Genomic DNA, 21,675 nt, shown 5'->3' on the forward strand with positions numbered 1-21,675 from the left:
TACCTCACGCCACTCGAGATTCGGCGGCGGCACCGGCAAGGTCACACCCTCGCGGCGTAGACAGAGAGTGTCCAACCGCAGGGTGGAACTTCAGCTTGATGTTCACACCACAAGAACCCGCGCGGCCATCGACACGTCACGGCCTGCGAAGGAGGTCAGACCCGGTCGAGGGGCCGATGCGGCTCGTCCGGAAGCTCCACCGTGATCGTGTCGCCGGGACGCACCACGCCGCCCACCTGGACGACGCTCATGATTCCGGCCTTACGCACAACGTTTCCGGCCTCGTCACGACCGACGACCTTCTTCAGCAACCCGTCCTGGAAGTGGTCGATCTGCAGGCAGGGATTACGCAGGCCGGTGACCTCCACGATCGCCTCGTCGCCGATGCGCAGCAGTGTCCCAACGGGCAAGCCGAGCAAGTCGATGCCGCTCGTGGTGATGTTCTCGCCGAGTTCGCCGGGCGCCACCTTGAATCCCTCTTCCCCGACTTCGGTGAAGAGCTCCTCGTGAATGAGGTGGACCTGGCGCAGGTTCGGCTGGGTAGGGTCCTGCGCGACACGCGAGCGGTGCTTGACCGTGACGCCGGCGTGCACGTCCCCCTCCACCCCGAGCCCGGCAAGCAACATGATGCTGGCCCTGTTGGGCTTGGTGAACGAGTACTCGCTGTTGCTGCTGACTGCCGTTACCGTCCCGCTCATCCCGCGGCCCCCTGCTCGGTAGAGATGATTCGCCACGAGCCTAGCCCGCGGCCCTCAGCGCGCAGCACCCTGCGATCAATCGCGGGGCAGGCCGTTACCTCCTCGGCGCCTTCAAGCTCGACGGCACCGCCTGGACGGCCCTCCACGACGAGGCCACCGCCGGCGACGGCGCCTGGAACATCCGCAGCAAGTGACCCCGCACGCGGCCGGGCCCATGGCGACACCTGCCCGAGCCCGGCCGCGACCACCGCGCACGGTACTGATCAACGGATCCACCAGCGAGATCGGACGCGCTCCCGCACCCGCCAAGACGGGCCCCCTCGCACGGTGCGGCGGCACGGAAATCACTCGACACCTCCGCCCCGTGACTGCGCGAGCGCCGGGAGCGACGCCGTCCGAGCCGTGCGGCCACCGCTGATCACCGGTGTGTGAAGACAAGCGATCCGGCAAGATGCGCTACCGGCACGTCCTGAAGGCTTCGGCCGGCAGCCGGCCGCAGCCCCGCCGAGGTGGCCGGCCCCTCAGCACACGGTCGATGACGCGTTGCCGCGGAGGCGTACATACACGGCACGCTTCAGCCCGCCCGCGGACGAGTAGCCCACCTGCAGGGCCCAGGCCGGGAGACCTGAGCCCTCGGACTGCCGCCGGCCCGCCATCACGCGCCGACGGGTGGTGACACTGAGCCTGATCGGCTACGGTCCCGACGCGGAGGACGCGTGCAGGATGCCGCACTGACTGCGCTGCGGCGCATCGGTGACGTGCAGGATCCCGCGGCCTTGGGCGCGTGGCTGCGGGCGACGTGCCGCCTACCCTCGTGTCGTCGAGACCTCGGCCACCGGGCAGAACGAACTGGTCGAGCGTCGAGGCGTGGTACGTCTGCCGAAGTTCCCGGCCGCTACCGGCCCCTCGCTGCCGGTCGGCGCCAACCTCAGGGCCTACCCCGGGGAGAACCCGTCGGCCAGCCAGGCTCCGGTGGCCCAGGTCCCCCACGGCAGCAAGGTCACCGTCAAGTGGAACCGTACCGCCGGAGTCGTCCGACACCTGCACTACCGAGACCAGGACCAGGGCACCCCGATCGACGTGGACAAGGACCACCTCGTGTGCGGTCCGCTGTACCAGGACACGACGTTCACGCTCCAGACCGTCTCCCAGGCTGGCGGCCAGCCAATCACACGCTACGACTCACTCACCGTCACCGTGGACACACCGGCCCACCCCAAACTGACCCTGCCGAACGGCCGGCTCGACAGCTCGGCCGCCGACGGACTGCACATCGCTACGGCGGCCAAGGCCAACCAGACGCTCACGGTGCAGGAGACGGCGGACTTCCACGCGGCCGCATCGGCCGAAGGCGCGCTGACCGCGCCCACAATCCAGGTCGGCGACCTCCAGTTCACCGGCACCTTCACCGCAACCGGGACATTCACCACGAACAACCTCACCGCCCCCACGATCGAGTCCACAAACGGACTTTCAGTCACCGGCAAGGTCCAGATCCTCAAGGCAGGCAGAACGGACCTCGGTCGCTCCGGGACGCACACGGCAGCCACCGACGGCTTCGTCGTCGCCCGCGCCTCCGACCAGAGCGGTCTCACTCTGAAGGCGGACATCGAGAACCTCCAGTACCGAGCCACCACCTACAACAACACCGGCACCATCGTCGTCCCCATGAAAGCCGGTCAGACCATGGCGTACGGGGTGGACGGCAGCGGGGGAACCGTCGAGTTCCGCTGGTTCGCGCTCGGACGCTGACCTCCGTCCTGATCCCCCAGCCCCAGGAGCCCACCGTGACGACGGCGACCGCACCAGCCCTGCTCACCTACACCTGCCAAACCACCCCGGACCCGCTTACCACCAGCCCGCCCAACGGAGAACTCTCCCTCGCCCGCCTGCAGATCCTGGTCTCCAATCCACTGCCGACCCCCGTGCAGTGCAGCCGGATCACCATCGTCCTGCCCGTCGGCACGATCCCCGCCGACCTCGCCGAGACCGGCGTCGGCATCGCCGCCACCGCAAGCCCCTACACCTGGTCGGTCGTCGCCGTCCAGGAAGACGTCCTGGTCGCCGTTCCACAACACGGCACCGCCGAGTTCGTGCACTCCGAGCACGGCGCGGACGACCCCGGACGGGCCGACCTGATCACCGGCGGCCTCGCCATCGAACTGAACGGCCTCAAGGTCAGCCGCCGCGACGGCACAGCCCGGATCACGGTCCTGGAGAGCAGCGCGTCCATCGACGGCGAAGCCGAGACCGAGCGCGCGCACACGCTGCCGATCACGAAGTTCCCGGCGCTCATCCGCCGCGACGCGCCGCTCACCGGCTCCGCCCGCTCGCCGTCCCCGACATCGTCGCGTCGCCTCCCGCCTGGCGCTGAAGTCCTGTCGACGTGGCACCGGTGTTCAAGCCTATGCGGTCGCGCCGTTCCTAGAGTGGGTCGGGCCGGGCGGGCCGGCTCCGAGGAGGTCACGATGAGTGCAGACACCGAGCGGGTCGTGGTGGTGACCGGAGCCGGGTCCGGAATCGGTGCGGCGGTCGCCCACCGGTTCGCCGCCGGGGGCGCGACCGTTGTCCTGGTCGGGCGGACGAGGGAGAAGCTCGACCGGACGGCCGGTGCGGCGCCCGGTGGTGCGAGGGTCCTCGCGAGGACCGCCGACCTCACCGTGCCCGACCAGGTCGACGCGCTGTTCGCCGGGATCGCGGCCGAGCTCGGGCGGTTGGACGTCCTGGTCAACAACGCGGGCGCGCCCGCCTTCGGCGCCGTCGACGCGGTCACCCCCGAGGCCTGGCGAGCCGCGCTGGCGCTCAACCTGGACGCGGTCTTCCTCGCAAGCCGGGCCGCCCTCGGGGCGCTGCGGACCGCGCGCGGCTGCATCGTCAACGTGGGTTCCACGGGCGGCCTGGGCGGCGACTACGGCATGGCCGCCTACAACGCGGCCAAGGGCGCCGTCGTCAACCTGACCCGCGCCATGGCGTTGGACCACGCCCCGCAGGTGCGGGTCAACGCCGTCCATCCCGGGTTCACCCTGGGCACCGGCATCACGGCAGGCCTGACCGGCGACACACCGGTGGTCAGGGCCTTCGCGGAGCGCATCCCGCTCGGCCGGGTCGCCTCCCCCGAGGAGATCGCCTCCGTGGTCGCCTTCCTCGCCGGCCCGGACGCACGCTATGTGACGGGAGTTCAGATTCCGGTCGACGGCGGTCTCAGCGCCTCCAGCGGTCAGCCGCGCATCGCCGTGTGAGCACCGCCCGGCAGCGGGGACAACCACGACAACGGCCCGAACACACGGGCCCCGACCGGGGAGTAGGCACCGTGAACGAACAACAGGACCAGGTGACGCAGGCCGGATCAGCCGTCGCCGCGGGCGGGCGGAGGGCCGCAGCCGAGTTCGACGCCATCGTCTGCGGCGCGGGCTCGTCGGGATCGACGGTCGCGGGGCTGCTCGCGGCCGACGCGGACCTGCGCGTGCTGCTTCTGGAGGCAGGGCCCGACGACTCCGACGAGCGGGTGTCCGATCCCGACCGGTGGGTCGAGAACCTCGGCAGCGAACGCGACTGGGGCTACGTCACCGAGCCGGGCCGCAGCATCGACCGACGTCGCCTGCCGTACTCGATGGGCAAGGGGCTCGGCGGCGGGTCGAGCATCAACGTCGGGGTCTGGTCGCGCGGCCACCGGCGCGACTGGGACGACCTCGCCGAGAGCTGCCGGGATCCGCGCTGGAACTACCGCTCGGTGCTCGGCGCCTACCGCGAACTCGAGACCTGGAGCGGCTCTCCCGACCCCGACCGGCGGGGCACCATCGGCCCGCTGCACATCCGGCCCGCGCAGCCGCTCCACCCGTTCTTCTCCGCGATGCTCGCCGGAGCCGAGTCGGTCGGCCTGGAGCGCTACGACAGCCCGAACGGGGAACTCGCCGAGCAGGGCAGCGGGTGCGCGGTCCGCGACGAGATCGTCGAGGACGGGACGCGCCTCTCGCCCTACCGTGCGCTGGTCGCCCCGCGGCGCGGACAGCGCAACCTGACGGTGCTCACCGGCGCGCTGGTCACCCGGGTGCTGTTCGAGGGCAGCCGGGCGATCGGCGTCGAGGCGGTGGCACAGGGCCGCCCCGTCCGCTTCCGCGCCGCCCACGAGGTCGTGCTCAGCCTCGGGGCGGTCCAGACGCCCAAGATCCTCATGCGGTCGGGCCTCGGGCCGGCCGGACACCTCGAACAGCTCGGCATCGACGTCCTCGCGGACCTCCCCGGCGTGGGCGCCAATCTCGACGACCACCTGCTACTCGGCTGCGTCTGGGAAACCTCCGCCCGGGAGCTGCCCCCGCCGCCACGCTCCCAAGCCGTCTGCTTCTGGGGGAACGACGGCCGGGCCGAGTCGCCGCAGTTCGTCATGTACTCCGGTGCGAGCGCGTTCATGAGCCCGGAGGCCGAGGCCCGGTACGGCAGGCCGGACTCCGCCTTCACCTTCTTGCTCGGCATGCGCCCGCGCTCCCGCGGATCGGTGCGCCTGGCCGACGCCGACCCGACGAGTGCCCCCGTGATCGAGACCGGCTACTTCGACGAGCCCGACGACCTCCGTGACGCCGTCGAGGCCTACCGGTTCGCCGAGTCGATCGCCGACTCCAAAGCGATGCACCCCTACCGGGGCCCCGGCCTGCTCCCCGGGAACGCCACCGACGCCGAGGTCGCGGCCTACCTCCGCGCCGTGGCCGGCACCTTCTGGCACCAGTGCGGGACCGCCCGGATCGGCGTGGACCGCGACGCCGTCGTCGATGCCGAACTGCGCGTCAGGGGTGTGGAACGGCTCCGCGTCGCCGACGCCTCGGTGCTGCCCCGGGTGACCTCCGGCAACACCATGGCGCCGTGCGTGGTCATCGGCCACCGGGCGGCCGCCCTCATCCGCGGCTGACAACCGGTTACGCCCAGTACCCGCACGACAGTCGGCACGCCCGCGGCACGGCGACGGACAACGATGTGGCACGGGCCGCCGTCGCGGTCCGTGCCACCGTCGCTCGCAGCGGCCCGAGCCGGGGTCGGCTCGGGCCGGCAGGTCAGCCACTCATCTCAGTTGCTCATCCCGGTCGCTCACCGGTCCACGACCGCGATGCCCGCCGCGCTCCCCGGCAGCACCGAGGGGGCGTCGGTGACCTGCGCGCCGACGGCGCCGAATCGCACGGCCTGGAGGCGGTTGTTCGTCGCGTCACGGATATAGAGGACGTCGCCGCGGCCGAGGGCCTCGTCGGTCGGGTGGCCGCCGACGGTGGCGGCGATCGGAGCGGTCAGGGTCAGGGCGCCGTCGTGGACCCGGTACGTGGAGATGGTGCCGGTGGCGGCGTTGGCCACGTAGGCGGTGCCGGTGGGGCGTGAGACCACCAGCCAGCAGGCCGCGCCACCGCCGTCCGGCAGGTAGGCGAGCTGCCGGGCGGTGCCGGAGGCGACCGAGTAGGTGGTGACCGCACTGGCCGCAGCGTCGGAGACGACCGCGTTCCCGCGGCTGTCGAAGTCGAAACCGAACGGCACCGCGGCCGCCGAGGCAGTGCGGGACGCAGTGGAGGCCCGGCCGTGGCGATCCACGGTGAAGGTGTCGAGGGAGTTGCTGCCCTTCTCGGTGACGACCAGGCGGCTGCCGTCAGGGGAGAAGGCGACCTCGGCCGCCCCCGCCGCACCCGAGGACACGGCGCGGGTCGAACCGGCCAGCGGGGCCGGCACGCCGTCGTGCAGGCGGAAGCCGGTGATCGTGCCGCTGCCGGCGTTCAGGACGTAGACCAGGTCGCCGTGGACGGTCACGCTCACCGGACGGGTGCCGCCGGAGGCGACTGTGGCGACCGCGCTCAGGACGCCGTCCTCGGCGACCCGCAGTGACGTCACGGAGTCCGAGCCCGCGTTGACGGCGAGCAGGATCCGCCCGTGGTCGGCCGGCACGACCGCGCCCTGCGAGCCGAGGCCGGCGTCCGAGCCCAGGCCCCCGGTCGGGTACGAGCCGGCCGGGGCCAGCACCCCGTGGACGTCGCGGAAGGCCAGCACGCTGTTGCCGGCCGCCGAGTTGGACAGCGTGTAGACGGTGGCCGCACGCCCCGTCGACGCGGAAGCGACGCCGGGAGCGCCGGCCACGGCGAGGGCGCCACCGAGCACGGCGACGACGGCCAGGGCAGCACGGGCGCGCAGGTTCTTCGCAGTGGCACTCACGCCAAACTCCTCAGACAGAAGGGGACTTCGCGAGGACCACCCTGCCGCCCGTTGAACCGCCGCGACAGCCCGAACGCATGACCGGAAGAACCCCGTAAGAACTCGTCATCCCCACGCGCACGCCAGTCCCGGACGGCGGCTACCTGCCGCTGCCGCCGCCGAGGACATTGTCGACATGGGCCGCGAGCGAGGCCCGCAGGCCTTCGGGCGTCATCTTCCGGTCGTCGATCAGGTATGCCACGAGGTCGGCGCGGATGGCGGCCAGCAGCGCGTGGGCGGTGAAATCGGCGTCGTGGACATCGGGCACTCCGTCCAGTGCCTCGCGAAGGCTGTCGTGCCACCAGCCGTAGTGCTCGGCCTGGTATGGGCTGTTGAGCCCGGCGTCCTCAGCGGCCGACATCAGCCGCCGGTTCTCGATCTTGAAGCGCAGCGCGGCGTCGAGGAGGGCCAGCACCCGCTGCCGCGGTGCGGACCCGGCCGCGTCCTGCGCTTCGCCCACGGCTTGCCGCAGGGGTTCGAGGCGGGCGGCGATCACGGCGCCGATCAGACCGGCGCGGTCGCCGAAGCGGCGGAAGAGGGTGCCTTTGCCGACACCGGCAGCGGCGGCGATGTCGTCCATCGACACACTGTGCGGGCTGTCGCTGCCGGCGAAGAGGGCGTCGGCGGCCGCCAGCACGGCTTCTCGGTTGCGCACGGCGTCCGCACGCTCCGTGCGCTGGGCCACGGCTCCCCCTCGGTCTGCTGATCTTCGGCCTGTACCGGCCCCTGAACGGTTCATGGTATTCGGCGGCCCGGCTGCGGTGGGGGCCGGCGCCCGGCCGCGCTCGCCGCGGGTAACGGGGGCAGCCGACCGGGCCGCGTGAGGCCGAACGGGTCAGATCGTGTCATCGAGCCAGTCGAAGATGCGTGCCACCGCGAGCCGCACGGCGCCCGGGTGGCAGTGGGCGTCGGCGCCTTCCTCCGCGGTGAAGCTGAGGAGGGTCTTCGGTGCGGTGAGGTGCCGGTACAGCTTGCCCGGATCGGACTCCTCGGTGGCGGAGTAGTACAGGTCGTCGGTCGCCTCGCAGACCAGCACCGGGCAGGTGATCTTCGCCGCGCTCCCGTCCTTGAAGCTGTAGCGGGCGTAGGTGGCCAGGAACTCCCGGTCGCTCGCGGTCCCCGTGACGTAGCGGCCGTGATCGAGGGCCCAGCGCATGATCGGGCTCCGTGTGCGGGCGTCGGCGATCATGCGGTCCAGTTCCTCGTCCTGCTCGGCTGCCGCGCGCCGGACGGCTTCCTCGTGCGACAGCGGGAGGTACGCGGTCAGCGCGGAGGCGGCGTCGAAGACGCCGTCGACGGCGACGACGGCTGCCAGGCGCGGCTCGTGGGCCGCCGCGCGGGGAGCGAGATAGCCGCCCAGACTGACGCCGAGCAGCGCGACGCGAGCCGGATCGACCTCCGGATCCCCGGTGAGGAAGTCCAGGACGGGACCGACCACGTTCTCCCAGTCCGGCCGGAAGGTCAGCCCGTCCCGGTGGATGGCCGAGGGCTGACCAGGGCCGTCGAACGTCAGGACGTGGTAGCCGCGTTCCTGCCCGCCGAGCGCGCCGAGGAAGTGCAATTCCTCGGCGGCGCCGTCGAATCCGTTGTGCATCACCACGGTCGGCTTCGGACCTGACCCTGCCGCCCGGTAGAAGTAGCCGCGCAGCACGGTGGACTCGTACGGGATCTCCACGAGTGTGATGCCGGGGACGTACGCGACGGCGTCGCGGAAGCAGGTCACGCCGCGCTGGTAGGCGTGGTCGATGCGCGGGTCGTCGGGGTTTCCGTGGAGGAAGAACTCGGCCGCCCGGTAGTAGCTGGCGGCGCGCAGCAGCCCGTCGCGTGCGCTGATGCGGTGGGCCGCGCGGGCCTCGGTCTCCAGGCGCTCGGCGGTGGACAGCCAGGCGTCGTGCCAGCCGTCGTAGTCACCGGAGCTGACGCGGGCGGCGGTGGCGATGACTTCACCGACGTCCGAGCCGCCGTAGGCGGCGAGGCCGAGGTTGCGCAGGGTCTCGAACCAGAACGCCGGGTCGTCGTGGAACATCAGTTGCTTCATGACAGCTCCCGCTCGGCGAAGGCGCGGAAGGTGCTCGGCGGGCGGCCGGTGAGGCGCTGGACGGCGTCCGTGGTGCGGTCCTCGGCGCCGTCGGCGATGGCGCGGTCCAGGTCGGCCAGCAGGGTGGCGAACTCCAGCGGGATCTCGGTGGCCCAGCGGTCGCGCAGTTGCTCGAAGGTCAGCTGCCGGTGCACCACGGGTCGACCGGTGACCTCGGTGATGATCGCGGCGACCTCGGCGTAGTTCAGCGTCTGCGGCCCGGTGAGGATCAGGTCGTTGTCGGGGGCCTGTTCGTCGGTCAGCGCGCGGACGGCGACGGCGGCGATGTCCGCCGCGTCGACGAACCCGACGCGGCCCTCTCCCGCGGCCGACATGATGGCACCCTCCTCGCTGATGCTGCGCGCGTGCGGGGTGGAGCCGGTGAAGTTCTGCATGAACCAGGAGGGCCGCAGCACCGCCCACTGCTCGAACAGGTCGGGCAGTACCCGGTGGACCTGTCCCACCGCCGGACCGCCGGCGGGGATCGCCGATGAGCTGAGCAGCACGGCGCGCCGCACGCCGGCCGCGCGGGCCTGGCGGAGGAAGGGCAGCATGACCGGGGCCGGGTCCGAGGAGCCGATCGGCGGGATGAGGTACATCCGGTCGACGCCGTCGAGGGCTTCACCCCAGGTCGCGGGGTCGTTCCAGTCGAAGCGGACGGCCTGGGTGCCCGCCATCGGGGTGGCGCTTCGGCTGGCGGCCTTGACGCGGCGGCCCTCGGCGAGCAGCCCGGCGGCGACCCGGCTGCCGGTGGTGCCGGTGGCCCCGATGACCAGGGTGGCGTTAAAGAGGTTCATCGGTTCGCTCCTGCGAAGTCGGCGCCGGGCTGCTGGACGGCGAGCGGGTTCCAGTAGTCGCGGTAGGAGGTGATCCGCCCGTTCCTGACCGTGACCACGGCGATGTAGGTCATGTCGAAGGGGCTGTCGGTCTCCACCAGGCGACCGACGCCACGCATCTCCACCACGATCGTCTCGGGGTCGGTGGTCCGGTGGACCTTCACGTCGGGGAAGTCGTGGACGTCGACGTGATCGGGGTAGTGGCGCATGTAGTCCGCGACGGCCTGCCGGCCCGCCAGCCGCTCGGGCCAGCCCTGGGGGGCGAAGGGGAACTCCAGGACGCCGTCCTCGTCCCACAGGTCCACCCAGCCGGGGATGTCCTTCTCCAGCAGTAGTCGCAGGCCGTGGCGGTACAGCTCCGCGGGTGTCACGGGCGTTGTCATGGTCAGGGCTCCCGTTCAAGCTCGATGAAACGGACCGGCGGTCCGTATGATCGGAAACCATACGGACCGCCGGTCCGTTTTGTAAACCCGGACCGACCCTCCCGGGGTCGGCAGAGGTGACGGCGGCGGCCTCAGCCTGCGGCCGGCAGGCTGTCGACGGCGGCGAGGATCCGGCCCGGCTCCGAGCGGGTGGTGAAGTCGGGATGCACGTCGATCCAGCGGATCGTCCCGGTCGCGTCCACCAGTACGGTGGCGGCCAGCGGCAGCCGCGCGGTCCCGTCGGCGTTGATCTCGGTCAACTCGATCCCGAGCGCCGCCTGGGCCTCGCGGGCGGCCTCGCCCGGGGTGAAGACGATGCCGAGCTGCTCGGCGATCCGGTTGCCCGGGTCGGACAGTACGGCGTAGGTCAGGTCGTGCTTCTCGGCCATCGACAGCGAACCGTCCGGCTTCTGCCCGCTGAGCGCCATCAGGGCCACGCCCCGGGCTTCCAACTCGCCTACCAGAGTCTCCTGATAGGCGCGCAGGGTCAGGTTGCAGTACGGGCACCAGGCACCCCGGTAGAAGACGACCACGGCCGGGCGCCCTGCTCGCGCGGCGGCCAGGGTGGTCGGCTCGCCGTACGCGTCGAGCAGGTCGCCGTCCGGCATCGCCGTCCCGGGCGCGGCCACCCCGGCGGGGGTCCCCTGTCGCACCAGTCTGTCCAGCTCGGCACCGAACGCGGCCCGGGCCTCGTCAGGGAGTCCTGCGGCGAGCTGCGGCTGCGCGTGGGCGACCAGGTCGGCGATCGTCGTGTCGATGTCGGTCATCGGTGCTTCCCGTCTCTGTGCATGGCTGTCGGGTGGTGAACCGGCGGCCGGTGGGCCGCACTTGGGTCATGCGGTTCACTGTGGCGCCGAAAAAATGGGTTCTCAAGTCCAAAACGGGTGCTAGCTTGGGATCATGGTCAGCACACCCCGACCGGCGACCCGACTGACACCCAAAGGGCAGCGCACCCGCGCCCGGATCGTCGACGCCGCCGCCGAGTTGATCCACGAGCGCGGCGTGGCCGGCACCACCCTTGAGGACGTCAAGGCCGCGGCGCAGGTCAGCGGATCGCAGCTCTACCACTACTTCGCCGACAAGGACGCGCTCGTGCAGTCGGTCATCGAGCGGCAGGCCGACGTCATCGTCCGCACCACCGAACGTGCCGGCCTCGACACCGTCAACGGTCTGCGGGCCTGGCGCGATCTGGTCATCGCCGAGGCCGACCGTGCCGACGGCCAGGGCGGTTGCCCGCTCGGGTCGCTCGGCGGGCAGCTCGCCGAGAGCGACAGCCGCGCCCGTGCCCAGGTCGCCGCCGGGTTCGGGCGCTGGTCGACGGCCATCGGCGACGGGCTGGCCGCCCTGCGCGACACCGGAGCGCTGCCGCCCGAGGTGAACCCCGACGACCTCGCTGTGACCCTCCTCGCCACGCTGCAGGGCGGACTGCTGCTCGCGCAGGTCCAGCGCGACCCCAGGATCCTGGAGACCGCGCTCGACACCCTGTTCGCACTCGCCGTGGGCCGGGCGGGCCCCTGTTCGCGCCCGGCCCACGCGCGCTGACGGGAGCCCCCTCGGAGGCCGGTGAGCTCCGGCGACCGCTACCTGTACGCGGCCGGCCGGGCGAGCGTGAGAAGTGTGATCAGGGCCGCGACCGCGAGCACGGCCATGACGACGGCGGTGGGCATCGCACTGTGGGAGCCGTGGAACCCGACCAGGGGCGCGGCGAGACCGCCGAACAGGAACTGGCCGCATCCGAGCAGTGCCGCCGCGGCGCCGGCGTCGGAGCCGTGTTTCTCCAGGGCCAGTGCAGCGGCGTTCGGCAGGACCAGTCCCACGCTCGTGACGACGGTGAAGAACGCCGCGAGCAGCGGCCAGAGCCCCGCCGCGGTGGCCGAGAAGGCGAGGAGTGACGTGCTGCCGACCGCCGCGCCGGCCACGCCGATGCCCAGCAGCAACCGCGCGTCGACGGTGCGGACGAGCCTGCCGCTCGCCTGGGCGGCGAGGACGAGGCCGCACGCGTTCACGGCGAAGACCAGGCTGTACCGGCCCGGGGAGAGACCGTGAAGGTCCTGGAGGACGAAGGGGGATCCGGAGATGTAGGCGAACATGGTCGCGAAGACGAGGGCGTTGATCACTGCGTGGCCCACGAGCTGCCGGTCCGTCAGTAGGCGGCGGTACACAGCTCCGGTGGCCCGCAGGCCGCCCGGCCGGCGCAGCTGCGGGGCCAGGCTCTCGGGCAGCGCGCCGACGCTGGCGATGAGCACGGCGCCGCTCAGTACGGCGAGTGCGAGGAAGATGCCACGCCAGCCCGAGGCCTCCAGGATGCGGGCCCCCGCCAGCGGGGCGAGGATCGGCGCGAGGCCGGTGACGAGCAGCAGGGCCGAGAAGTAGCGGGCTGCCGCCTTCCCCGTGTGGCGATCACGGACGCTCGCGTAGGCGATCACGAGGGCGAAGGCGCCACCGACCCCCTGGACGCCGCGGAGTACGACGAGGGTGGCGATGTTCGGGGCCGCGGCGCACAGCAGCCCTGACACCGTGTACACGATGAGGCCGAAGATCAGGGGCCGCCGCCGGCCCACCGCGTCGCTCAGCGGCCCGGCCAGGAGCTGGCCGACGGCCAGGCCGAACAAACAAGACGTGATGCTCAGTTGGGCCATCGACGGCGAGCAGTGCAGATCGTCGGCGAGCTGCGGCAGACCAGGGACGTAGGCGTCGGTGGACAGTGGTCCGAGCGCGACGAGGGCCCCGAGGATCAAGAGGGTAGAAACGCTCCGGGTGTGGGCCGCGCCCGCCCGGACTTGGGTGCTGGTCCGGTGCGTCATGTCCGGTTCCTCACTTCAGCGCCGCACGGACGACGTCCGCCAGGGCCGTCGGCGTGCGGCCGGTGAGGTCGGCGACCGCCGGGCTGACGGTCGCGAGGAAGCCGCCACGCGTCGCCGCGCCGAACGACGTCACGAGCTGCGCGACCTGGTCCGGGAGCCCGGCCGCCCGCAGTCCGGCCACGGAGGCGGCGTCGTCGACGGTGACGAGCTCGATGTTGCGGGCGCCGACCTCACGGCCGCCGATCCCACGGCTGCCGATCTCGCGCGCGAGGGTTACCAGGTCGGCGGCGGTCAGCGCCTCGGGGCCGGTGATGTCGTACACCTTCCCCTCGTGCCCGTCCTGGGTCAGCGCCGCGGCGGCGGCCGCGGCGCAGTCCTCGCGGGTCACGTAGGCGGTCGCGCCGGCACCGCCGTTGGTCACCAGCCGACCCGAGGCAAGGGCCTGCTCGATCACCGGCACCTGCATGTGCGCGTACAGGTTGTTGCGCAGCACCGTCCACCGCAACCCGCTCTCGCGCAGCGCCTGTTCGGTGCCGGCATGGTCGGCGACCACCAGGGCCGGGTTGGCCGGGACCGGCTCGGGGACGGCGGTGTAGACGATGTGCCGCACGCCTGCTCCGGCCGCTGCCGCGATGGCCGCGCGGTGCTGGTCGAGGCGGGCGCCGATGGCGTCGGTGGAGATGAGCAGCAGCCGGTCGACGCCCGCGAACGCGGTGGCGAGCGTGCGCGGATCGGCGAAGTCTGCCCGGCGCACCTCGGCGCCCCGGGCGGCGGCGTCGGCGAGCGCCTGGGGGCTGCGGGTGGTGAGTACCAGCTGTCGCGGGTCGACGGCCCGCAGCAGGAAATCGGTGGTGGCGCGTCCCAGCGGGCCGGAGGCTCCGGTGATGCCGATCGTCGTCATCTTCTGCTCCAATTTGCAATCGTCATGGTTGCGGATTCGCTTACTGTAGCCATGGCGGTTGCAATATGACAAGATGGTGGCATGGCGCGATCCACAAACACGCAATTCGCGGTAGCCGTGCACGTGTTGACGTACCTCAGCGGAGTGGCCGACGGCCGTCCCGTGAGTTCGGAGCAGCTCTCGGAGAGCACCAACGTCAACCCCGTCTACGTGCGCCGGGTGCTGGGCCCGCTACGCGAGGCCGGACTGGTGCTGTCGCGCCCGGGGGCGCGCGGCGGCTGGGAACTGGCGACCGACCCCCGGAGCATCACCCTCGCGCAGGTCTGGCGGCTCCTCCAGGGCGCCGATCCGATCCTCGGCCTGCACGGGCCGGACCCTGCCTGCGAGATCGGCCGAGGCGTCCAGAAGTCGCTCACCGCCCTCGACCGGGCGGTCTCCGGGGCCGTCGCGGCCGAACTCGAACGGTTCACCGTGCAGGACGTCCTGAACGGAGACGTGGACCGACCGGAGTAGCGGCATCCCAGGCGACGGCGCCCACACTCCACCACCGCCGACCGGGCCTGCCGGTCAGCCGGCGGCGGACAGGTTCGCGGCGAGCAGCCGCAGGATCCGCATCGCCTCGGCGTACTCTCCGGGCGGCAGCCCCGGCAGCCGCTGGACCACCCGGCATGTCGACGAACCCACCGGCGCCACCAGCACCCTCTTCACCGCGCTCTCCTGCCCCTCGACCACCCGGTGCACCGCGATCGGCTTCACCGCGACCGGCTCGAACCTGTCCGCCCTGACCGAGACCTCGGACGGGTCGGATGGGACCGGCTGGCACCAACTCCCCCTGCCCGGCACCGCCAGTCTCACCGACATCTCCTGAGCCACCCCCACCAGTTGCCTGGGCGTCGGCAGCGCCACAGCGGACAGGCACACGCGCACCGCAGCCGAGGCCCTGAGTGCCGCAACCTGGACCGCCAGCGCGCCGCTCGATCCGCCAGGCGCCCAACCCACCCACCTCACCGCCGCCTCCTGCTCCCGGCCCGCCGACTGCACCGCCGTCGGCACAGCGCTGCCCAGCAGCACCGTCGCCATGGCCCAACACTGGGACGGGCACAACTGGGCCCCGCAACCGCTCCCCGTGCCCACAACCGGCTCAGAGCGCAGCTGGCTTGTCTGCAACACCACTCGTACAGCACCTGAACTCAGAAACGTGTTCGACAGGTGATCATTGCCGCCGACACGGGATGTCCACCGCCGGCAACCGTGAGGATCAGTGACCACAGTGGTTCACGGTGCGGGTCCTCACCGCAAGCCGCAGGTCAGGGGCCTGATTCGGCGTTGGTGATCGCCTGGTGGTCGCAGGCGACCGTCCGGGTGGTTGCACAGGCAGCCTCCGCGAGCCGATCAAGAACCAAGGACCGCTGGAGGAACAAGAAGTGCGCAAGTCAGGACGGCCGAGCCGGGTCTACCGCCGCTGCGGCTGCCGGGACGCCGACCGGCGCCAGCTCGGGGCATCGTGTCTTCGCCTGGCCGAGGAGGAGCACGGTACGTGGACCTTCGCCGTGGACATCCCCTCCCTCACCGGCCGCCGCCGCACCGTACGCCGTGGCGGTTTCGAGGACGCGTTCGCCGCCGAGACCGCGCTGCGGCGCTTCCTCGAAGGGCGCCGGCTGGGCTTCGACGCCGACCCGCACGAGACGGTGGCCGCCTACCTCACCAAGTGGCTCAAGGGCATGGAGTTCCTGCTCAAGCCCACCACCTACGCCCGCTACCGCACCTACGTGCTCTGCGAATTGATACCCGTCTTCGGCAAGCTGCGCCCGCTCCGCCTCCCCACAACGCCGCACCTTCGCCGCCCTGCTCTGGGACCGCTACTACGGCGAGCGCCGCTGCGAACTCACCCTCACCGGCATCGAACTCGACGTCCCCGCACTCCACCGCCTACTGGACAGCTGCCTGCTCACCGACGCCGAACTCGCCCTGGGCATGGAACGATGGCAACTGTCCGACGACCCCTTCGCTGACGCCCTGGGGGCCGACCCACCACGTTAGCGACACACGCCCGCGGGTGCTCCGGTCTGCGGATGCGGCCACCGACGGACAGCGACCACCGCAGCGCGGTTAAGGCCATCCCGCGTGCTGTGACTCGTGGGTCATACCGGCCATCGGCTCGCCAACCACCGGCGGATCTCCCTCGGCCGGGAGCGTAGGAGCATCGCGGGCTGGAACGGGCCAGAACCCATGAAGACCTCCCTGCCCGACGATCTACACGGCAGACTGCCGCGCGCGACGAGCACGAGCACCGGGGCACGGAATCACACCAGGTCCGTGACCTGCCACTTCACGATGAACACCACTCACTGGTGACGGCCTCGTGGTCCTGGCGAACCGTTAAGTCTCCCACTGACCGACGATCTTCACGAGAGTCATGCGCTCGTGGCCAGTCAGGTCCTCCCGAAGCCCACTCACACCAGCCCACTCGACTGTCCCTGCAGCGGCCCCGGAGCCCCGGCCACGAAGTCCGCGCACGCCGCGACGCGACCTCGGTCCGCTCGGCCAGGCCGAGCGGCACGGTCGTCGTCATACCGGCTTTTGCGTCTCCTGCTCCTGTACGACCTCCAGCACGGCGGCGGTGAACTCGTCCGGTTGCTCGATGTGGCCGAAGTGGCCGCTGTGTTCGAGGACGGTCAGTCGTGCTCCGCGGTCCCAAAATGGTCCCCAGGCTGACCACCCCGCCGCAGCTACTGCCGGTGACCGCTATCTGTCGGCCCTTCAGCAGGCACCGCCGTGCGATCCCAACAGTCGCTGCGTCGACGGCGCCGGCCGGCTCCCTTCTCAGCGGTGACACCGAGCGCGAGCCTCTCAACGCCGGTGCCCCGCCGTGCAGATGCTCGGGCAGGAGCCTGGCAAGTGGCGACGCTACGTTGGGTCAGTCGTTGAACGCCGCAGCCACGGCGTCTCCGAGCTGGTTCAGGACGTCCCGTGAGAGTTGCACCGATCCGGTGAACGAGAAGAAGGCGTGGGTGGCACCCCTGACCGGGAGGTGTGTGACCGGCACGCCGGCGTCGGCGAGCCTTTGCGCGTACCGATCACCCTGGTCCCGCAGCGGATCGTGTTCGGCGGTGACGATGACGGCGGGAGGCAGCCCGGCCAGGTCGTCGGTGCTCGCCGGCGAGACGCGCGGGTCGGCGCCTTCGTCGGGCGTGGTGAGGTAGAGGCCCCAGAACCATTCGAGCCATGAGCGGGTCAGCAGTGGTCCGGCCATGTTCTCGTACATCGAGGGGCTGTCGTCGAACCGGTCGACTGCCGGATATGCCAGTACCTGGAGCGCGATCCGCGGTCCCCCGCGCCGTTGGGTTTCCTGCACGAGGGCGGCGGCGAGGTTGCCGCCGGCGCTCTCGCCGAACACCGCGATGTTCTGCCCGTCGCCGCCGAAGCTGCCGGCGTTGGCCGCGACCCATGTGACGGCGGCGTAGGCGTCTTCGATCGCCGCCGGGAAGCGGTGCTCCGGGGCAAGCCGGTAGTCGACGGAGACCACGATCGTGCCGGAGCGGTTGGCCATGATGCGGGCGATGTGGTCCTGGCTGTCCAGGTCCCCGAGGACCCATCCGCCGCCGTGGAAGAAGACCGTCACGGGCAACGGCCCGGAGCACGGCACGCCGGCGGGGGCGTAGATGCGGACGGGGACCTCGATGCCTCCGGCGGCGGCCGTGGTGTCGTGCACGTTGCTGACCGGTTCGGGGTCACCCGCGAGGGCGGCGAGGCTGCTCGCGAAGGCACGGTTCTCGCTGACCGTCCGGCTCTCCGGTGCGGGTCCACCTCCTTCGGCCAACTGTCTGAGCAGGGCATCGATCTGGGGGTCGAGCGACATGGTGGGAACCCTCCTGAAGACTGCCGGAACGACAGATTGGAATCAGCGCTCCAAGTTCTATGCCCTCCAGATCTGGAATGGCAATTCCAATCTGGGTAGAGTGCGTGCATGAACGCGTCCGTAGAGGTCGAAGAGCCAGAGCAGCGTCGACTCACCAAGCCCGGCCGAAAGACCCGTGAACGCATCATCGAGGCCGCCGCGGAGCTGATGTTCCACCACGGCGTCGGGGGCACGAGCATCCCGGACATCCAGGCGGCCGCCGCAGTCAGCGCGTCGCAGATCTACCACTACTTCGGCGACAAGCGGGGCCTGGTCCTGGCCGTGGTCAACTTCCAGACCGACACCAAGCTCGACCAGCAACGCCCCCTGCTGGACAACCTGGACAGCATCGACGCGCTGCGGGCCTGGTGTGACACGGCGGCCGACCGACAGGACGCGATGGGGTGCGCAGGCGGCTGCGAGATCGGCTCGCTCGCCAGCGAACTCGCCGAGACCGACCCCTCGGCCCGCACCGACCTCTCCGCGTCCTTCGACCGATGGGAACTACCCATCAGGTCGGGGCTCGCCCGCATGCAGGCTCGCGGCGAACTGAGCGAGCACGCCGATGTCGCCGCACTGGCCACCGCCCTGCTGGCCGCCATCCAAGGCGGCATGCTGCTGTCACAGGTCCGCCGGTCGAGCACCGCGTACCGGCATGCCGTATCGGCGGTGATCGACCACATCGAGAGCTACGTCATTCCGTAACTGGACAAGCCCCACCTCTACGACCCGAAGATCAACAGAGCGTATGCCGAAATCGCCACCTCCTACGGGCGTTGGCTGACCCGGCGAGGGCCCCGCATCCGAAGGACGAGCCGCGGGTCGGGCGTCCCATGCCCTCCCTCCGCGACTTGTACGTTCGCCGATCAGCCGCCTTGCGGTGTCGGGACGCTCCCTGCGCTTCGGCGTAGCCGCGTTACGTCCGGTTCGTGATCACCTGGGGTCGAGGAGTGGGGGCGCGGCAGGGGCCGGCCGCGATGCTCCTCGTCCCCGGCCGTACGGAGGGCTCTGATGGCGAGGTCGCGCCAGGTGACCATCGTGCGGGGCGCGTTGGCCTCCCTGTGTTGGATGGCATCGGAGGACCTGGACAGAGATCCCGACTCCGGAAAGCGAACCCCGGCCACGACGGGCGCGGACATCAGTCCCGGAGCCGGGTCCGTCCGGGGCGGAGTCTTGGGCTCTGATCAGCGGGCGATCGAGATCGCGAAGGGGGTGAACCCGCTGGACCGGATCACGTGCGGTACGAACAGGATCGCGGCCTCCGTTGCGCGGGCGGTCCGGATTCCGCCGAGGTCGGCGATCCACTCCGTGTGCCAGCCGAGGCCGGTGAGCAGTTCGCGGACGGTCTGCTTGGCCTGCGGGTCCTCGCCGGAAAGGAACGCGGTCGGCGGCTGGGTGAGCGTGGACGGTGCGGTCATCACCGGGAAGAGCATGGTGTTGAGTGTCTTGACGACGCTGGTTCCGGGGAGTGCCTCCTGGAGCTGCTCGGCGAGGCTTGAGCCGGGGTAGAGCAGGTCGGCGGGCAGTCCGTCCGGTCCGTCGGTGGTGGCGTTGGAGACATCGACGAGGATCTTGCCCTGCAGTTCTTCGCGCAGGGCGACGAGACGTTCCAGCGAGCTGGCGCCCGGGGTGGCGTTGATGACGACCTCGGCTGTCCGGGCGGCGTTGGCGGCGGCGCCCGGCTCGCGGTCCGCCACAGTCACCTGATGTCCTGCCCGGGTGAGGGCTGCGGCCAGGTTGCCGCCGACGCGGCCGTTTCCGAGAACTGCGATCGTGGTCATGATGATGTGGTCCTTCCGTATGGGTGAGTCGTGGTGTGCGGTCAGCGCGAGAGCGTGGCGACGGCCTGGGCGTGGATGCCGGGCGCGGTGGCCAGGAAGCTGCTGCTCTGCGGGGTCCAGGGGTGGCCCTGGGCGTCGGAGATCTGTCCGCCGGCCTCGGTGACGAGCAGCACCCCGGGGAGCAGGTCCGCGCGGGCGCCGGCGAACTGCCAGAAGGCGTCGATCCGGCCGGCGGCCACGTTCACCAGGTGCAGGGTCGCGGGCACGGCGGTGCGCACGACGAGCGCGTCGAGGAGCATCGCGGTGATCGAGGAGCCGACACGCCGCACGACCGTCTCGTCCTCGTCCGGCCGGGCCTGGCTGGTGGCCACGATACTCAGGCCGAGGTCCGCGGTCCGGGAGACGTGCAGCGGTCGGCCGTCGAGGTGGGCCCCGGCGCCGGTGAGCGCGGTGTAGGTCTCGCCGGTCAACGGCAGGTGGACCACGGTGAGCACCGGCAGGTTGTCGCGCACGAGGGTGGCGGTCACCGCCCACTCCGGCAGGGCGTGCAGGTGGTTGACGTTGCCTTCGGCCGGATCCACGACCCACCATTCGCCGGACGGCAGCGCCCCGCCGTCCAGCTCGTCCTCCACCCAGCCGGCCTGCGGGCGCAGTTCCGTCAGAGCGGGGCGCAGGATGGCCAGAGCCGTGTCGTCGTTGGCGGCGAGCGCCCGCATCAGCTCGTCGCGGGTCTGGTAGCGGACCACGTCGCCGAAGCGCTCGCGAAGCGCGGAGCCCGCCGCGCGCACGGCGATCGCGGTCTGGGCGAGCAGGTCGGCGTCGGTGGCGGGGACGCCGGTGGTCTGAAGTGTTTCGGACATGGTGGTACTCCCGTCTCGGTAAAGGGATGAGGTGGTGCGGGCGGAATCCGTGCTCTCTTGCGCCCGCTCTCGAAGATTAGAAGGCAGGTTGACTAACCTCAAGTGCATGTAAAGCACGGCTAGGATGACTCTCATGCAACTGGATTTGAACTTGCTCGCCGCGCTCGACGCGCTGCTGGAGGAGGGCAGTGTGGCCGGGGCGGCCGCACGCCTGCATGTCACCGCCCCAGCGATGAGCCGGAGCCTGGGCCGGATCCGGCACACGACCGGGGACCAGATCCTGGTGCGCACCGGCCGCACCATGACGCCGACGCCGTATGCGATCGCCGTCCGGGCGCAGGTGCACGAGCTGCTGCACCAGGTCCAGGGGGTGCTGGCACCGAGCCGCGAACTCGATCTGGCCACACTGGAGCGCACCTTCACACTCCGCTGGCACGACTCCCTGGTCGCCTTGAGCGGCCCCGCACTGCTCGCGGCCGCGCGTGCAGCGGCACCGGGCGTGCGATTGCGCTTCATCGCCGAATCGAGCACCGACACACCCGAGTTGCAGCGCGGCCAGGTCGACCTGGAGGCGAACGCCAACCGTCCCAGCGCACCGGACATCCGTGCCGAGAACGTGGGCGAGAGCCGCCTGGTCATGGCCGTGCGGCCGGCGCACCCGTTCACCCGCGTCAAGGCCGTCACCGCGCAGCAGTACGCCGCCGCTGAGCACGTCACCGTCTCGCGACGCGGAAACCTCAGCAACGCCCTCGACGACGCTCTGACCCGCCTCGGCCTCACGCGCCGCGTGGTGGCGACCGCACCCACCGAAGCGGCCGCGCTGGCGTTCGCGCGCGACTCCGACCTGGTGATCAGCGTCCCCCAAGCCACCACGCGCTCCGCGGTCACCGACCTCGGCCTGGTGGTGCTTCCCCTGCCGCTCGAACTGCCATCGGCGCCGGTTTACCTGTCGTGGCATCAGCGCTACGACACCGACCCCGCACACGCCTGGCTGCGCGGACTGGCACGAACCGCGCTGACCGTGGGCGGAGCGCCGTCGTAGTCGGCGCCGTCCGGCCGCCTCACCCATGCGCCCACGCGAGCGCCTGGATGCCGCACGGCCGGTCGCCGTGCGAACCCCCATCAGATCACCAGCCCCGGCGGCAGGCGTAACGACCGACCGCCGTGGGGCGGCCAGTCCGG

21 protein-coding genes are annotated in these 21,675 nt (G+C 71.3%); 8 read left to right on the plus strand and 13 right to left on the minus strand.

The genetic code is table 11. The features are described from left to right. Window positions 1-155 precede the first annotated feature (155 nt). The gene (locus ACGF12_RS28480; RefSeq protein WP_393035947.1) at window positions 156-698 is read right to left on the minus strand and encodes an MOSC domain-containing protein; all 543 of its coding nucleotides are present in this window, start codon (window positions 696-698) and stop codon (window positions 156-158) included. A gap of 867 nt (window positions 699-1,565) precedes the next feature. Here ACGF12_RS28480 and ACGF12_RS28485 point away from each other — a divergent pair. The 3 genes from ACGF12_RS28485 (at window position 1,566) to ACGF12_RS28495 (ending at window position 5,598) form a co-directional block, all read left to right on the plus strand. Further along, a complete protein-coding gene (locus ACGF12_RS28485; protein WP_393035950.1) occupies window positions 1,566-2,450 on the plus strand; it encodes a hypothetical protein in 885 nt (294 codons plus the stop codon). 35 nt (window positions 2,451-2,485) lie between these two features. Next, window positions 2,486-3,937: an SDR family NAD(P)-dependent oxidoreductase gene (locus ACGF12_RS28490; protein WP_393035953.1), complete on the plus strand. Its 1,452-nt coding sequence runs from the start codon at window positions 2,486-2,488 to the stop codon at window positions 3,935-3,937. 71 nt (window positions 3,938-4,008) lie between these two features. Next, window positions 4,009-5,598 carry a GMC family oxidoreductase gene (locus tag ACGF12_RS28495; RefSeq protein WP_393035956.1) on the plus strand — a complete coding sequence of 530 codons (1,590 nt, stop codon included), beginning with the start codon at window positions 4,009-4,011 and terminating at the stop codon, window positions 5,596-5,598. A 176-nt stretch (window positions 5,599-5,774) separates the two neighbouring features. On the opposite strand, the gene ACGF12_RS28500 is transcribed toward ACGF12_RS28495, so the two are convergent. The 6 genes from ACGF12_RS28500 to ACGF12_RS28525 form a co-directional block, all read right to left on the minus strand. After that, a complete protein-coding gene (locus ACGF12_RS28500) occupies window positions 5,775-6,875 on the minus strand; it encodes a beta-propeller fold lactonase family protein (protein WP_393035959.1) in 1,101 nt (366 codons plus the stop codon). A 139-nt stretch (window positions 6,876-7,014) separates the two neighbouring features. Next, window positions 7,015-7,599, minus strand: coding sequence for a TetR/AcrR family transcriptional regulator (locus tag ACGF12_RS28505; RefSeq protein WP_393035962.1), 585 nt, complete (start codon window positions 7,597-7,599; stop codon window positions 7,015-7,017). A 150-nt stretch (window positions 7,600-7,749) separates the two neighbouring features. Continuing rightward, on the minus strand, window positions 7,750-8,952 hold the full coding sequence (locus ACGF12_RS28510; RefSeq protein ID WP_393035964.1) for an alpha/beta hydrolase family protein: 1,203 nt from the start codon (window positions 8,950-8,952) through the stop codon (window positions 7,750-7,752). Continuing rightward, complete coding sequence (locus tag ACGF12_RS28515) at window positions 8,949-9,788, minus strand: NAD(P)H-binding protein (protein WP_393035967.1); 840 nt, start codon at window positions 9,786-9,788, stop codon at window positions 8,949-8,951. The genes ACGF12_RS28510 and ACGF12_RS28515 overlap by 4 nt, the downstream gene beginning before the upstream one ends. Next, entirely contained in the window at window positions 9,785-10,210 is a 426-nt protein-coding gene (locus ACGF12_RS28520) for a nuclear transport factor 2 family protein (RefSeq protein ID WP_393035970.1), read from the minus strand. The genes ACGF12_RS28515 and ACGF12_RS28520 overlap by 4 nt, the downstream gene beginning before the upstream one ends. 131 nt (window positions 10,211-10,341) lie before the next feature. Then, a complete protein-coding gene (locus tag ACGF12_RS28525) occupies window positions 10,342-11,016 on the minus strand; it encodes a peroxiredoxin-like family protein (RefSeq protein ID WP_393035973.1) in 675 nt (224 codons plus the stop codon). Window positions 11,017-11,149: 133 nt separating this feature from the next. On the opposite strand from ACGF12_RS28525, the gene ACGF12_RS28530 reads away from it, so the two are divergent. After that, entirely contained in the window at window positions 11,150-11,791 is a 642-nt protein-coding gene (locus ACGF12_RS28530) for a TetR/AcrR family transcriptional regulator (RefSeq protein ID WP_393035976.1), read from the plus strand. Between the two features lie 38 nt (window positions 11,792-11,829). On the opposite strand, the gene ACGF12_RS28535 is transcribed toward ACGF12_RS28530, so the two are convergent. Both ACGF12_RS28535 and ACGF12_RS28540 read right to left on the minus strand, forming a co-directional pair. Further along, window positions 11,830-12,987: a multidrug effflux MFS transporter gene (locus ACGF12_RS28535; protein ID WP_393035978.1), complete on the minus strand. Its 1,158-nt coding sequence runs from the start codon at window positions 12,985-12,987 to the stop codon at window positions 11,830-11,832. Between the two features lie 76 nt (window positions 12,988-13,063). Continuing rightward, complete coding sequence (locus tag ACGF12_RS28540; RefSeq protein WP_393035981.1) at window positions 13,064-13,954, minus strand: NAD(P)H-binding protein; 891 nt, start codon at window positions 13,952-13,954, stop codon at window positions 13,064-13,066. An 81-nt stretch (window positions 13,955-14,035) separates the two neighbouring features. Here ACGF12_RS28540 and ACGF12_RS28545 point away from each other — a divergent pair, with 81 nt between their 5' ends. After that, window positions 14,036-14,467 (plus strand): Rrf2 family transcriptional regulator, encoded by a 432-nt coding sequence (locus tag ACGF12_RS28545; RefSeq protein ID WP_393035984.1) that lies wholly within the window; start codon window positions 14,036-14,038, stop codon window positions 14,465-14,467. Between the two features lie 54 nt (window positions 14,468-14,521). Here the strand turns inward: ACGF12_RS28545 and ACGF12_RS28550 are convergent, their stop codons facing one another. Further along, entirely contained in the window at window positions 14,522-15,034 is a 513-nt protein-coding gene (locus tag ACGF12_RS28550; protein ID WP_393035987.1) for a hypothetical protein, read from the minus strand. A gap of 344 nt (window positions 15,035-15,378) precedes the next feature. Here ACGF12_RS28550 and ACGF12_RS28555 point away from each other — a divergent pair, with 344 nt between their 5' ends. Further along, the gene (locus ACGF12_RS28555) at window positions 15,379-15,966 is read left to right on the plus strand and encodes a hypothetical protein (protein ID WP_393035989.1); all 588 of its coding nucleotides are present in this window, start codon (window positions 15,379-15,381) and stop codon (window positions 15,964-15,966) included. Between the two features lie 905 nt (window positions 15,967-16,871). Here the strand turns inward: ACGF12_RS28555 and ACGF12_RS28560 are convergent. Continuing rightward, window positions 16,872-17,813, minus strand: a complete 942-nt coding sequence (locus tag ACGF12_RS28560) for an alpha/beta hydrolase (protein WP_393035992.1) — start codon at window positions 17,811-17,813, stop codon at window positions 16,872-16,874. Between the two features lie 108 nt (window positions 17,814-17,921). Here ACGF12_RS28560 and ACGF12_RS28565 point away from each other — a divergent pair, with 108 nt between their 5' ends. Continuing rightward, complete coding sequence (locus ACGF12_RS28565) at window positions 17,922-18,557, plus strand: TetR/AcrR family transcriptional regulator (protein WP_393035995.1); 636 nt, start codon at window positions 17,922-17,924, stop codon at window positions 18,555-18,557. A 479-nt stretch (window positions 18,558-19,036) separates the two neighbouring features. Here ACGF12_RS28565 and ACGF12_RS28570 read toward each other — a convergent pair whose 3' ends face one another. Both ACGF12_RS28570 and ACGF12_RS28575 read right to left on the minus strand, forming a co-directional pair. Next, complete coding sequence (locus ACGF12_RS28570; RefSeq protein ID WP_393035998.1) at window positions 19,037-19,633, minus strand: NADPH-dependent F420 reductase; 597 nt, start codon at window positions 19,631-19,633, stop codon at window positions 19,037-19,039. A 41-nt stretch (window positions 19,634-19,674) separates the two neighbouring features. Then, entirely contained in the window at window positions 19,675-20,493 is an 819-nt protein-coding gene (locus ACGF12_RS28575; protein ID WP_393036001.1) for an inositol monophosphatase family protein, read from the minus strand. A 133-nt stretch (window positions 20,494-20,626) separates the two neighbouring features. Between ACGF12_RS28575 and ACGF12_RS28580 the strand changes: the two genes are divergently transcribed. After that, the gene (locus ACGF12_RS28580) at window positions 20,627-21,535 is read left to right on the plus strand and encodes a LysR family transcriptional regulator (protein WP_393036004.1); all 909 of its coding nucleotides are present in this window, start codon (window positions 20,627-20,629) and stop codon (window positions 21,533-21,535) included. The last annotated feature ends 140 nt before the right edge of the window (window positions 21,536-21,675 follow it).

This window comes from Kitasatospora sp. NPDC048296, from assembly GCF_043201815.1.
In the GTDB taxonomy this organism is placed as follows: Bacteria; Actinomycetota; Actinomycetes; order Streptomycetales; family Streptomycetaceae; genus Kitasatospora.

Excerpts from the sequence above, each read along its gene's own strand:
- ACGF12_RS28480 (WP_393035947.1), bottom strand. The coding sequence starts at position 698 with ATGAGCGGGACGGTAACGGCAGTCAGCAGCAACAGCGAGTACTCGTTC.
- ACGF12_RS28575 (WP_393036001.1), bottom strand. The coding sequence starts at position 20,493 with ATGTCCGAAACACTTCAGACCACCGGCGTCCCCGCCACCGACGCCGAC.
- ACGF12_RS28565 (WP_393035995.1), top strand. The coding sequence starts at position 17,922 with ATGAACGCGTCCGTAGAGGTCGAAGAGCCAGAGCAGCGTCGACTCACC.
- ACGF12_RS28570 (WP_393035998.1), bottom strand. The coding sequence starts at position 19,633 with ATGACCACGATCGCAGTTCTCGGAAACGGCCGCGTCGGCGGCAACCTG.
- ACGF12_RS28540 (WP_393035981.1), bottom strand. The coding sequence starts at position 13,954 with ATGACGACGATCGGCATCACCGGAGCCTCCGGCCCGCTGGGACGCGCC.
- ACGF12_RS28580 (WP_393036004.1), top strand. The coding sequence starts at position 20,627 with ATGCAACTGGATTTGAACTTGCTCGCCGCGCTCGACGCGCTGCTGGAG.
- ACGF12_RS28510 (WP_393035964.1), bottom strand. The coding sequence starts at position 8,952 with ATGAAGCAACTGATGTTCCACGACGACCCGGCGTTCTGGTTCGAGACC.
- ACGF12_RS28550 (WP_393035987.1), bottom strand. The coding sequence starts at position 15,034 with ATGGCGACGGTGCTGCTGGGCAGCGCTGTGCCGACGGCGGTGCAGTCG.
- ACGF12_RS28530 (WP_393035976.1), top strand. The coding sequence starts at position 11,150 with ATGGTCAGCACACCCCGACCGGCGACCCGACTGACACCCAAAGGGCAG.
- ACGF12_RS28520 (WP_393035970.1), bottom strand. The coding sequence starts at position 10,210 with ATGACAACGCCCGTGACACCCGCGGAGCTGTACCGCCACGGCCTGCGA.
- ACGF12_RS28515 (WP_393035967.1), bottom strand. The coding sequence starts at position 9,788 with ATGAACCTCTTTAACGCCACCCTGGTCATCGGGGCCACCGGCACCACC.
- ACGF12_RS28525 (WP_393035973.1), bottom strand. The coding sequence starts at position 11,016 with ATGACCGACATCGACACGACGATCGCCGACCTGGTCGCCCACGCGCAG.
- ACGF12_RS28545 (WP_393035984.1), top strand. The coding sequence starts at position 14,036 with ATGGCGCGATCCACAAACACGCAATTCGCGGTAGCCGTGCACGTGTTG.
- ACGF12_RS28560 (WP_393035992.1), bottom strand. The coding sequence starts at position 17,813 with ATGTCGCTCGACCCCCAGATCGATGCCCTGCTCAGACAGTTGGCCGAA.